This is a genomic window from Streptococcus caecimuris, from assembly GCF_943193075.1.
In the GTDB taxonomy this organism is placed as follows: domain Bacteria; phylum Bacillota; class Bacilli; order Lactobacillales; family Streptococcaceae; genus Streptococcus; species Streptococcus caecimuris.
Genome location: NZ_CALPCT010000004.1, coordinates 107,896 through 121,620 on the forward strand (window position 1 = coordinate 107,896; position 13,725 = coordinate 121,620).

General features: G+C 43.1%; 6 protein-coding genes. All 6 read right to left on the bottom strand.

The window, feature by feature from the left end; translation table 11 throughout:
- Positions 1-91: 91 nt before the first annotated feature.
- Positions 92-1,975 carry an accessory Sec-dependent serine-rich glycoprotein adhesin gene (locus NFR56_RS09880; protein WP_251457546.1) on the bottom strand — a complete coding sequence of 628 codons (1,884 nt, stop codon included), beginning with the start codon at positions 1,973-1,975 and terminating at the stop codon, positions 92-94.
- 181 nt (positions 1,976-2,156) lie between these two features.
- Positions 2,157-7,943, bottom strand: a complete 5,787-nt coding sequence (locus tag NFR56_RS02855; protein ID WP_251457549.1) for an accessory Sec-dependent serine-rich glycoprotein adhesin — start codon at positions 7,941-7,943, stop codon at positions 2,157-2,159.
- A 237-nt stretch (positions 7,944-8,180) separates the two neighbouring features.
- Complete coding sequence (gltX, locus tag NFR56_RS02860; RefSeq protein WP_195189317.1) at positions 8,181-9,638, bottom strand: glutamate--tRNA ligase; 1,458 nt, start codon at positions 9,636-9,638, stop codon at positions 8,181-8,183.
- 171 nt (positions 9,639-9,809) lie between these two features.
- Positions 9,810-10,592 carry an alpha/beta hydrolase gene (locus tag NFR56_RS02865; protein ID WP_155128208.1) on the bottom strand — a complete coding sequence of 261 codons (783 nt, stop codon included), beginning with the start codon at positions 10,590-10,592 and terminating at the stop codon, positions 9,810-9,812.
- Positions 10,593-10,662: 70 nt separating this feature from the next.
- A complete protein-coding gene (locus NFR56_RS02870; protein WP_070449438.1) occupies positions 10,663-12,324 on the bottom strand; it encodes a ribonuclease J in 1,662 nt (553 codons plus the stop codon).
- Positions 12,325-12,527: 203 nt separating this feature from the next.
- Positions 12,528-13,070 carry a hypothetical protein gene (locus NFR56_RS02875; RefSeq protein WP_049473337.1) on the bottom strand — a complete coding sequence of 181 codons (543 nt, stop codon included), beginning with the start codon at positions 13,068-13,070 and terminating at the stop codon, positions 12,528-12,530.
- Positions 13,071-13,725 lie beyond the last annotated feature (655 nt).

Sequence of the window (13,725 nt, forward strand, 5' to 3'; positions counted from 1 at the left end):
CTGGTAGCCGTAATATCTCCCGTGATAGGAGCAATATCACCTGTCCCATACTGGCTGCCACCAAAGAAATTCCCGTTCAAGGCATTGTCGTTCAGATCCGTGCAACGACTTTCATTTCTTTCAACTTGCCACTATCGTCCGTCGCTGTAAAGGTCACAACCGCATCATCACCAGCGTAAATAGTATAATTCTTCCCACCACCTTCAAGAGGGGTTGATTTCGGTTCCACACCATTGACGGTCAACTTAGCCGTCACTTCAGGACGTGTGGCATCTGTTACAGCAACCATGTTACTGGCATCGGAATAAACTGCATGGTCCCCATACAGAATGCGAGCCTTAGCCGTTACGCCACCCGTTTGCAAGGGAGCATTCGGTGTTACGATCGCTTGTCCAGAAGCATCTGCCACAGCTGTTCCCACTTCGTCGTCATTATTGTATAGAACGACTGTAGAACCTGGCTCAGCTCCCGTCACCGTTACAGGCGTCTGTGTGTAAGCCTTATCCAATAATCTCGTTTCAACAGTTGGTGCTGCAAGTCGCTTCACTGGAGCCGTCACATCATTTGTAGTGTTATCTTTATAGGTAATGGTCACCACACCAGATGATGAAACGGAATAAGATTTAAAGTCCTTTGAAGTGGCAATATTGGGGTTAGCAGTCTTAAACGCTTCCCAAATCTTCTCTTTTTCAGCCTGGGCCAAGTTAGTAGTATCATTGACAAAAGTCGCTGTCGTCACAGCCGTAATCGGATTACGAATGCCATCATTTTGCGGCAAAACCTGAATGCGTAGCGTTCGTGTCACTGACTGCCTAGCCGTATTGGTCACTACAAAAGAAACATTATAAATTTTCCCAGGCGTTACGACCTCTGTCTGCCCAACAGTTCCCATGATATTAAAGGCCACTGCACTATTTTTCAAGGCCGACGTCTGAGGCACATTGATGCCATTCACACGATCACTACCAGAAGCGTAGCCAATGCTCTTAATACTATTTCGTGTAGGAATGGTTTCCACAACATTATAAGCCTGATTAATGTAATCAGAGTTATAAACAGAAATCAAGGCATTGTTGGCTGGCCCTAAATTATACTGGGGTGCACGGAGACTGGTATCAGCATCTATACGATTCCCGTTACGTGGATCCCGTTGGCCAGATGTCGCACGAAGCACCGCATTGGCCAAGCGATTGCGAGCACTCTTTGCTTGACTTTCTACAGCATCCATTTGAATTGCGGGATTGGACAAACCAGTACGAATAGCTTCTAAAGCCAGATCTCCACTTTCAATAGCAGATTCCGTCCCAGGGATTTCCAAAGCCTGCGCACGATAGGTGTATAAATCCAAAGCCAAAACTTGCAGACGCTTCACCTGGTCTTCCGAGCGAGTGTTTTGAGCCTCTGCTACTTTCTCACTCGTTTCAGGAGTAGCTACATGAATAGCATCATTCTCCGAGAGAGTGCTACTAGCAAATTCTGATGTGGACTGACTCGCTGAATTACTAACAACATGTGATTCGCTCAAAGAAACCGACTGAGACAAAGAAAGGCTGTCACTAGCTGACTCTGAAAATGAGATGGATTCACTCATGGAGTGATTCGCTGACACAGAGTCTGTGGTAGACGTCGTTCCCAAGACAAAGCTATCTTGTCCAACCACACCGGTCGATGGGCTGATTTCAGACCCAACAGTCGCATTCATTTCATTTTCCTCGGCAAATACTGGATTGGCAACCGTTGTCGCCCCAGCCAGAGCCCCTAGCACAACCATCCCTTTGACCAGATCCGCAGGCATAGAGTGTGATGATGCTTCGTATTGAACCACGATGTTTTCATCCACACCACCTCGCATGACACGAAATAGGCCTAACCGCGAGACAGACGCCCGTACCCAATTCTTTCCTGATTTGATTAATTTATAACGTGTGATTCGTTCCGTTTCGCGAAAATCACCCTTCGAACGTTTAAAAAACATGTCCGCTCCTTAAAAATAAGATATCGAGTTATTATACACTAATTTTCCCCAAAAGTAACTAATTAAGACTAGTTTTTAACATAAAAAACAGCACACAAAAAGAGAACCCGGAGGTTCTCTTTTTGGATCCTTTTTCATTTCCCACATACCTGAAATGACCGAATCAAATTAGGATAGAAGATTATTTTTCATCTTCTTTTTTGCGGCTTCCAAGTGCTGCAACCCCTGCAACCCCTGCAACTGCTCCAAGAAGAGCTGAAGCTACAGATCCTGTTTCACCAGTATTTGGAAGTTGTTCAAGAGCTGGAGCTGGTTTAGCTGGTTGCTCAGGAACTGGGTTCACTGGTGTATTAGGTGTTGGATCTACCGGTGTGTTTGGTGTTGGATCCATTGGTTTATTAGGTGTTGGATCTACCGGAGTATTTGGTGTTGGAGTTGGTGGCACCGGAGTATTTGGTGTTGGAGTTGGTGGCACTGGAGTGTTTGGTGTTGGAACGTTTGGAGTCTTCACAAGTTTGTAAACATAAGTAACGTTCTTATCACCTTCGATAACTTTACCAGTTGTTGGGTCAGTTGTTGTCAAGTGACCTTCACCGTCAACGTTACCTACTGGGTAGTTACCTTGTGGTACCAATTCATAGACTTTACCATCTGCAGTTGTGATTGTCTTAGGACGGTTATCCACAACTGTATCGTAGTCTTTACCTACTGGTTGGTCTTTTTCATCCACTACTGAAGTCTTGATAGTGTTACCATTTTCATCTACATAGTGAACGTATACATTACCCTTAGGTTGTACAGGTTCTTCGACAAGTTTGTAGATGTATGTAACATCTTTACGTCCTTCAACCACTTTACCAGTTGTTGGGTCTGTTGATTCAAGGTGACCTTGAGTATCTACTTTACCAACTGTGTAGTTTCCGACTGGTACGATTTCGTAAGTTTTACCTTCGAATTTAATGTACTGTGGACGGTTATCTTCAACAGTATTGTAGTCTTTACCTACTGGTTGGTCTAACTCATCTGTTACTGATTGTTTAATTGTGTTACCTTCAGTATCTTTGTAGTGTACGTATACGCTACCCTTAGGTTGTACAGGTTCTTCAACAAGTTTGTAGATGTATGTAACATCTTTACGTCCTTCGATCACTTTACCAGTTGTAGCATCTGATGACTCAAGGTGACCTTGTCCATCAACTTTACCTACAGTGTAGTTACCGGCTGGTACCAATTCATATGTCTTACCATTGTATTGGATTTCTTTTGGACGGTTGTCTACTACTGTATCGTAGTCTTTATCAACTGGTTGATCTTTTTCGTCAGTGACATCATCTTTAATTGTGTTACCTTCAGTGTCTTTATAGTGAACGTAAACGTCACCCTTCACTTCTTTGTAAACGTAAGTGATGATTGAACGTGGTTTATCAACTTTACCTTTAATTGGATCAGATGATTCCAAGTGTCCATCGCCATCAACTTTACCTACTGGGTAGTCACCTTTCGGTACGATCTTGTAAGTCTTACCGTCTGGAGTCTTGATAGTGTTAGGTTTTTCACCTTCCTCAGTTGTGTTATATGGTGTATCATATGGTGAGTTTGGTGTATCTTGACGAGGTTTTTGAATTTCTTTACCATTTTCGTCTACGTAAGTGATGATGACGTCACCTTCTTTAGGTTTCGTTGGATCTTCTTTCAGTTTGTAGACGTAAGTGACATTCTTATCACCTTCAACAACTTTACCAGTTGTAGCGTCATCACCTGTCCAGTGACCTTGTTCGTCGACTTGACCTACTTTGTAGTTACCAGCTGGTACCAATTCGTATGTCTTACCTTGGAACTCGATTGTTTGTGGACGGTTGTCTACGACTGTATCGTAGTCTTTACCTACTGGTTGTGCCAATTCATCAGTTACAGATGCTTTGATCGTGTTACCATTAACGTCAACATAGTGTACGTAGACATTACCCTTAGGTTGTTTCAATTGGTAGACATATGTTACGTTCTTATCTTTTTCAGCAACTTTACCAGTTGTAGCATCATCACCTGTCCAGTGACCTTGTTCGTCGACTTGACCTACTTTGTAGTTACCTGCTGGTACCAATTCGTATGTCTTACCTTGGAACTCGATTGTTTGTGGACGGTTGTCCACTACTGTATCGTAGTCCTTATCAATTGGTTGTTCATCTTCATCTTTCACAGATGCTTTAATCGTGTTACCTTCAGTATCAACATAGTGAACGTAAACGTTACCTACTTCTTGGTAAACATACGTAATAGTTGACTTAGGTTTATCAACTTTACCTTTAATTGGATCAGATGATTCCAAGTGTCCGTCGCCATCAACTTTACCTACTGGGTAGTCACCTTTCGGTACGATCTTGTAAGTCTTACCGTCTGGAGTCTTGATAGTGTTAGGTTTTTCACCTTCCTCAGTTGTGTTATATGGTGTGTCATATGGTGAGTTTGGTGTGTCTTGACGAGGATCTTTAATCACTTTACCTTTTGTATCTACATAAGTGATGATTACTTCACCTTGTTTAGGTGTTTCACTTTCAGAATTTGATGAAGAGTTAGATGCTGATGCTGATACTGATGTAGAAAGTGATGTTGAAGCCGATGTGCTCAATGATGCTGATTGGCTTGCTGATACTGATTCAGACGCTGAAGCTGATTGGCTCGCTGATACTGATTCAGACGCTGAAGCTGATTGGCTTGCTGATACTGATTCAGATGCTGAAGCTGATTGGCTTGCTGATACTGATTCAGATGCTGAAGCTGATTGGCTTGCTGATACTGATGCAGATGCTGAAGCTGATTGGCTCGCTGATACTGATTCAGACGCTGAAGCTGATTGGCTTGCTGATACTGATTCTGATGCTGAAGCTGATTGGCTTGCTGATGCTGAAGCTGATTGGCTTGCTGATACTGATGCAGATGCTGAAGCTGATTGGCTTGCTGATTCAGATGCAGACGCTGATGCAGATTCTTGTGCTGATGTAGAAGCTGACTCAGATGCTGATGCACTTGCAGATTCTTGTGCTGATGTAGAAGCTGATTCAGATGCAGACGCTGATGCAGATTCTTGTGCTGATGTAGAAGCTGACTCAGATGTAGACGCTGATGCAGATTCTTGAGCCGATGTAGAAGCTGATTCAGATGCTGATGCACTTGCTGATTCTTGAGCCGATGTAGAAGCTGATTCAGATGCAGACGCTGATGCAGATTCTTGTGCTGATGTAGAAGCTGACTCAGATGCTGATGCACTTGCAGATTCTTGTGCTGATGTTGATGCTGATTCAGAAAGTGACTCTGAAATAGATTGTGAAGCTGATTCAGTATTCGATTGAGATTGTGACTTAGATGGTGCTTCTGACTCTGATTGTGATACAGATTGTGACTTAGAAACAGCCTCTGACTGTGACACAGATTGTGACTTAGACACAGCCTGTGATTGTGATACAGATTGTGATTTAGATACCACTTCAGACTCTGATTGTGACTTAGACACAGCCTCTGATTGTGATACAGATCGTGAGTTAGATACTACTTCTGATTCTGATTGTGATTTAGAGTTAGATACTACTTCTGACTCTGATACAGATTGTGAGTTAGATACTACTTCGGATTCTGATGCAGAGTTTGAGAATGATTGTGATTGAGATGCAGACTCAGAATCACCCATTTTCTCAAAGTAATAATTTACATCAGTTGATGGTTTAATCGCAGTTGGAATTGAGTAGTTGTTAGAGAATGATGTGTAACCCTTCAAATCAGAGTATACTTTACCATTTGGTGCTGTTGGATCATTCGCAACAGATCCTTCTGCTTGGATTTCTGGAACTTTACCAGCGATTACGTTGTAACTGTTGTTTCCAGCACCAGCAGGTGTCAATGAAGTACTTGGGGCACCTTTGAATGGACGTGGATAAGTGTGTAGAGTTCCGTCCATTTGTTTATAAGTATCTGTCTCAGTAGGAGACGACCAACCAGTAATAATGAGTGATTTACTTCCAGCAGTTTCGTTGACTTCAAGATAGTAATCACCATTTTTACTGTTTACTTTTGTAACTTTTGTCTCGTCAGCCTTCCACTCTTCACCAGCCTTATTAACTTTACTTGTGTAGATAAGTGTGTACTTCGATACATCTTCAGTACCAATATCAGATGTAGCAAAATTGTTCACTTGAGATGGATCAAGAGCGTAGAATTTCGTTACAGTCGAACCATTTGTATCCACGATTTCAGAAATACGTTTCACATAGTAGTGGTTGGCTCCACCTTGAAGTTCGACCAGTTTTTGACCGACAACACCCTTACCAAGGATACCAGATGTTTTTTGAGTAGAATCTGTTGTAGCAGCTACATGCTTGTAACCAGGGATATCACGGTTGTTTGAAGCTGTAAATTGTTGTCCTGCAAGACCTGTTTGTGTGTAGCTTGCAAGATCTGTTTCATTTCCAGTAGGTTTGTATAGTTGACCTGGAGTAGAGCTACCTTGGATAAGCTTATAGTGAGTTGTTTGATCAACTGTTGCATAAGGAACAGAAGTTTGAACGTTTTGTTTGTCTTCACCTTCATTACCAGGATAGTTAGTATCACGGATTTGAAGTGTTTCATACTCAAGCTTCGCATTTACCAATGAGAAGGTAACGTTTCCTGGATCAGTGCCGTTAGCACCTGTATAAGTCAAAGTGTTGGTTACATCAGAGTTGTTGTTTGTGATGTAGCTTGGAAGTGAGATGTTGCTTTCTCCCGCTTTGAGGGTACGAGTGTAGACTTCTGATCCATCAGATTTCTTCACGATACGCAAGTAAACATCTGGATTAGCTGAAAGACTACCAGTGATGGCAGAACGATCTACTGCAAGAGTAGCATAGTAATCAAAGTTTGTTTTCGCACCAGTAGAATGGTCTGTTTTAAGGAATTGCCATACACCGAAAGTGAAACGATCAGCGTTTGGATCCAAAGCATAGCCAGACTTGCTGAAGGCTGCATCCTCAATCGTTGCACCGTTCGCATCTGTAATAACTGGAACTGTCGTTCCATTAGTGCTTGTTGAGATTGGTGACAACTGAGCTGAAATTGCTGGAGCACCGTTTACTGTTGTGTTTCCAGTAAATCCTGCTGCAGTCAAGGTTGCCATCATGTCATCTACTGACTTGCTCAAACGTTCGCGTTGGTCTGCGTATGATTGAGCTGAAGCATTAGCGTTGATCAAGCTGTTGCTTGCTGTCAATTCTGTTTGAACTTTAGCGATAGCAGCTTCAAGTGCTGCTTTCTTTTCTGGAGCTGAAACAGTTGCTGAGTAGTCTCCTGCAATCTTGTTCAACAATGCTGCTTCTGAAGTGTTTTGTTCCAAAACAACTTTATCATCAGCTTTCGCTACTGTTGTAGTGCTTTCTACACTTGCTTCAGAGCCAGCTGCTACAGTTGATTCGCTTGAAGCTGCTGAAAGTTCTGCTGAACCTTGTTCGCTCAATGAAGCTGAGTGAGATACAGATACGCTTGTAGAGGTTGAAGCACTTGCAGATGCAGAAGCGCTAGCTGATTCTGTTGTTGACTCAGTTGTTGATTCTGTTGTTGATTCAGACTGAGATTCTGTTGTTGAAGTTGTACCAAGTACTGTACTTCCTTGTTCTACAAGAGCTTCACTTGAAAGCTCAGATGCAGTTGCAACATCTGATCCAATTTCATCAGCTTTAGCAGTGTTTGCTACTGTAGCTGCACCAAAAACAGCCCCAGCTGCTACAATCCCTTTGAGCAAGCCACGGCTTGTCATTTCTTTCACTGATACTGCGTCTTCACGCACTTCAGCTACAACAGTCTCTTCGACTTGACCGCGAATGACTTTCAAAAGACCAAAGTTAGAAGTCGCAGCACGCAACCAGTTTTTACCTGATTTGATCAATTTGAAACGAGTCACACGATCCGTTTCACGGAATTCACCGTTCGAACGTTTAAAAAACATTTCTGTCTCCTTATTACATTTTTTATTTCCCTTACATTATAGACTAATGTGTCGATTTTTGGAAGCAATTATCCTTAATTATTGCTATTTTTTTATAATTTTTGTTTTAGATAGTAATAAAATCGTTTTCAGTAGGATCAATTTGTCAAACCGGGGCAATTTTTTGAAAAAATCCTATAATGCTTTTACTTTAGAGGTAAAACAAAAAGCCCCATTTAATAGGGACTTTTCTGATAATTATCTGATTTTTTCCAACATACTTTCAATGTGTTGGATGGATTTTTCGCGTCCAAGTAAATAGATGGTATCTGGCAATTCAGGACCATGCATTTCACCTGAAACAGCGATACGGATTGGCATAAAGAGATTCTTCCCTTTGATCCCAGTTTCTTTTTGAACCGCTTTGATTTGTGGGAAGATATTTTCAGCCACAAACTCTTCATCTGACATAGCTTCGAGTTTCGCTTTGAAGGCTTCAAGTACAGTTGGCACGGTTTCACCAGCCATGACTTCTTTCTCTGCTTCTGTCAATTCTGGGAAGTCTGAGAAGAAAAGGTCTGTCAATGGAACGATTTCGTCCACTGACTTCATTTGTGGTTTGTAGAGTTCCACTAATTTTTCAGCCTTGTCTGTCAAACGACCTGCTTCTTCAAGGAATGGTTTGGCCATTTCAAAAATAGTCGCAAGATCTGCATTCTTGATATATTCATTGCTCATCCAGTCCATTTTCTTTTGGTCGAAGGCCGCTGGAGACTTGCTGAGACGATGTTCATCAAAGAGCTTGATAAGCTCTTCGCGAGAGAAGATCTCGTCTTCCCCGCCAGGGTTCCAACCAAGAAGAGCGATAAAGTTAAAGACTGCTTCAGGAAGGTAACCTTTCTTACGATAGTCTTCGATGAACTGAAGGGTATTGGTGTCACGTTTAGACAACTTCTTACCAGTTTCAGAATTGATGATAAGGGTCATGTGACCGAACTCAGGTGCTTCCCATCCAAGCGCTTCATAGACCATGAGCTGTTTTGGTGTGTTAGCAATATGGTCATCTCCACGAATAACATGAGAGATTTGCATATCGTGGTCATCGATGACAACGGCAAAGTTATAAGTTGGATAGCCATCTTTCTTTTGGATGACCCAGTCCCCACCGATATTGCCACCTTCAAACTCGATATCGCCTTTGACCATATCATGCCATTTGTAGATACCTGACTCATTGACTGCCAAACGAACCGTTGGAATCACACCAGCTGCTTCACGTTCTGCGATATAAGCTGCTTTTTCTTCTTCGCTCATACCAAGGTATTCATTGATATAGCGAGGTGTTTCACCTGCTGCTTCTTGGCGTTCACGTTCCGCTGCCAACTCTTCTTCTGTAACGTAAGATTTGTAGGCTTTTCCTTCTGCCAAGAGTTGGTCGATGTATTTTTGGTAGAGTTCCAAACGTTCAGACTGGCGGTAGTTTTCATGCGTCTCAGGACTTTCATCCCAGTCCATACCCAACCAACGAAGGTTTTCAAGCTGTGAACGTTCGCCGTCTTCGACGTGACGTTTGCGGTCCGTATCTTCGATACGGATGATAAAGGTTCCACCATGGTGACGCGCGTACAAGTAGTTAAACAATGCGGTACGAGCATTTCCGATGTGTAGTAGCCCTGTTGGACTTGGTGCATAACGCACACGAATATCTTTTGCCATATTTCTCTCCTCTTATCTTGTTCGCTATTTCTAGCTCATTTTTCAATCGTTCCTATTATACCACAAAGAAAGCAGGACTGAAATGAATAAGTGACCTTTCTAGCCTTTCTTCCTATGTATAGGAAAAAAGCCAGAACAAATGCTCTGACTGATATCCAATCTATTTGTATCTTAGTTTAGTCTTTCTTCTAATTCAAAGTCGATTGGTAGGGTTTGTAAAAAGTGCTCCAACTCACGTTCCCAGTAGAACCATTCATGCTTGCCCGGGCTGTGGGTATAGGTGACATCCAAACCTAACTTTTCTAGTTCCTTGACTTCAAAATTATTGGCCTCATAGAGGAAATCCTGCTCCCCACACCAGATCCAGAGTTTGGTCTTCTTATCTGAAAACTTCTTGGCAGCAGTCTCTAGCGAATAGGGACTGGTCGTCCAATCCTCAATCTCTCCAAAAATTCCCTTCCAAAAAGCTGGTTGTTCCAAGTCATTGTTTTCAAAATCCCGATCGTGGAAACTCAGAGCACCGGAAAAACTAGCCGCATGGGAGAAACGATTGGTCTTGAGAGCCAAGAGCATCGATCCATAGCCACCCATGGATAGGCCAGCAATAAAGGTTTTCTCCCGTTTCTTGGTCATATTAGGGAAGAAGCGAGAAAGAGTCTCTGGCAATTCCTCCGCAATGGCCGTGTAGTAGTTGTAGCCATACTGGGTATCTGTGTAAAAGCCATTATTGGTATTGGGTAGGACCACGATCAGATTGGTATTTCGCAAAATGCGCTCCACATTGGTCCGTTTCAACCAAGAGTGGTGGTTGCCATTCATCCCGTGCAAGAGATAAAGAACTGGAATATCCGTATCCGCTGGATCTTCCACACGCGATGCATCGGGATAAAGGACGGACACGCCCCACTCCATCTTCAAGGCTTCTGAATAATACTCAATCTGCATAACTGCCATTTGATTTCCTCTTTCTACTGTTAAAAACACTCGGCAAGCCTCGGGCCGCCAAGCGTTTCCATTTCTTCTATTATTTCACTTCCATCACGACTGGTAGGATGGCTGGACGGCGTTTGGTTTGTTCAAATAAGAACTTAGACAAGTTGTCGCGTACCAAACCTTTTAACTCACCCCAGTCAAAGCTGTCTTGCGCCAAATAGTCTTCAACGCTTTGGTTGACCAATTCGCAACTTTCACGAAGAATATCCCGACTCTTCTTGACATAGACAAAACCACGGGTGTGCACGCGCGCTTTGGAAATAATTTTCTTCTCTTTGCGATTCACGGTGATCGCCACGATAAAGATCCCGTCTTCTGACAAGACCTTGCGGTCACGAAGGACAATATTGCCCACATCACCAATGGCATTCCCATCGATCATGACATCTCCTGCTGAGACGCTACCGGCAGGAACGAAGTCACCTTTTTCATACTCCATTACCGTTCCGCGTTTTGGAATAAAGATGTTTTCAGGCAAGATACCGACTTCCATCGCTACTCGCGCATGGGCATCCAATTCGCGGTATTCCCCTTGGATCGGGAAGAGGTATTTAGGACGAAGAAGGTTGATCATCAACTGCAAGTCCCGTGCGTTTCCGTGACCAGACACGCGCAAGCTAGACGTGATCAATTTGACAACTCCACCTGCTTGGTAGACCATGTTTTCTACACGAGCTACCACTGCTTCTTTGGCAATCGATGGCGTTGTAACGATGTAGACCAAGTCTCCATCTTTGATTTCCACATAGCGGTGACGACCAATCGACATCTTGCGCAAGCCGTTGATCGGCTCACCCATCCGGCCTGTTTCCAAAATGATCAATTCATGATCCTCGAAACGGCTCATTTCTTTTGGCTTGATCAAGAGTTTTTCGTTGGCAAGAGACAATTTGTTCAAGCGAATAGCTGTGCGGACGATGTTTTCCACATCGAACCCTGTCAAGACCACCCGACGGCCCGTCTCAGCTGCAGCGTCAAAGACCTGCTGGATCCGAGAAAGGTTGCTGGCTACCGCCGCCACGATGACACGACCATCCCAGTCTGCAATCGTATCTAAGATAGCATCGCCCACTTCTTGCTCACTGGCAACTTGAATCTTGCTATCCGCATTGGCTGAATCACTCAAGAGGGCAAGCACACCTTCGCGTCCAATCTCAGCTAGGCGAGCAAAGTCTGTCGCGTACGACTCGCTGGCAGTTTGGTCAAATTTAAAGTCTCCTGTGTAGACGATATTGCCCTCAGGAGTGCCAATCACAATCCCGATACTTTCAGGGATGGAGTGGGTTGTTTGAAAGAAAGATACGACGGCATCACCAAAATCAATCTCAGAATTCTGATCGATGACATGGAAGTCGTTGAATTTCTTCACACTGTCATTGCTTTTGACAAAGAGTTTAGCCAACTCAATGGTCAACTCTGTCCCGAATACAGGGACTTTCGCTTCCGCCAAAAGATAAGGCAAGGCCCCAATGGCATCCGCGTGACCATGGGTCAAGAAAACACCCGCAATGCGGTCCTTGTTTTCAAATAGATAATCCATGTTGGGGATGACGACATCCACCCCAAGTTGCTCATTTTCTGGATACTTCAAACCTGCATCCAAGACAAAAATCGAATCGTTCACTTCGGCAACGTAGAGATTTTTCCCATTTTCTCGAACACCGCCAAGAGTGACTAATTTAATACTACTCACTGTTGTCTCCTTTAGTGTGATTATTTTAATACTTACGGTCCTTGGTCGCCCAAGTCGAATTACAGCTTTGCAAATACTTGCATATCCACTCTATTATACAATTTTTTTCTCTTTTTTTCAAAAAGCTTTCCACAGCAAAAAAGTCCTCTCATCTGAAGTAGATGAGAGGGCTTCTAGGCGCCTATTTTTAGGGGGAAAAGACCCTAAAGATGGTAATCTCCCCGTTTATTTTCAATGATCCGCATAGCTGCCTTGATCACATGAAACTTGCCTAACAATTCCTCTAGGCGCTTACTATTTCGCTCGCTCAATTGGCCGTTCTTGACCGCTTGGGACAGGCGATAAAAATCATCCAAGTCCTCCCCAATGTTTTCAAACAGCTCTTTGGCTTCCTTGAGTCGGTAGCGATTGACTAGGTGGTTCACATCTTTTTTGAAGGAAGCGACATTGTTTTCGTGAATGTCCGTATAGGCTTCCTCTTCTTCCTTAGATTCTTGGTAATTAACCGCCTTAAAGCAAGTGATGAACTCCCGACTTTTGATATTGCAAACAAAGATGACGCCATCACTGGCTACATAGGCTTCTGTGTTGGCGGGTTGAACCACATTACTATCATAAGGAGAGAGGGAGGAGAGGTGTTGGTTGATCCACTTATTCAAGTGCTGATCATCTACGCCAAAGCGCTCAAAAGCTCTTTGCCGAAAATGGTCCCGACAACTATATTCTTGCGCATACGACAATCCCATACTCTCACCTCCTCCTGAGTATTTTATAAAAATGGCCTCCAGTCTTACGGGACTAGAGGCCTGGTCTGCTTCACTGACTTGGTGCAATTAACCTTTTGGCTAACAAAACAATGTTTATGATGTTGATTTCATTTAATAGTATTTGTGTAAAATACCAGAGGTTTTCTTTGCTATCCTAAATCCAAATGATTAGTTTTCGACTGGACGCATCGAAGTTTGAAAACCTTTACAAAAAGCTTCTACCTACTATTTCCACGTTTTCTTATGTCTCCGGACAAACTAAGCAGGTTTGCCCGACCGTCCAACCGATCCGACACACACGACATGACTGCTCTTTTACGATAAGAGCATGAACAGATATCAGCAAAACAGGCCTAAAACGAAGTAACCTAAATTTTAACTCGATAAGGCATTGGTATCAATCCCTTCTTTATCTTTCTAACTATATTATACTCACCTACCTGAGTAATTGCAAGCGATTTCAGCTGAAACTAGTTCCAATTTTTATGCGGTTTTATAGATGATTTAAGGAAAAGAAAAGAGGATGGGACAAAAGTCCTAGCCTCTCAATTATTTTTATTATTTTTGGATTGTCGAGCAAGACGCAGTGGTTGAGTGGGCTCTACTACGCTGATTTCATCAGCTTTTACAGCCC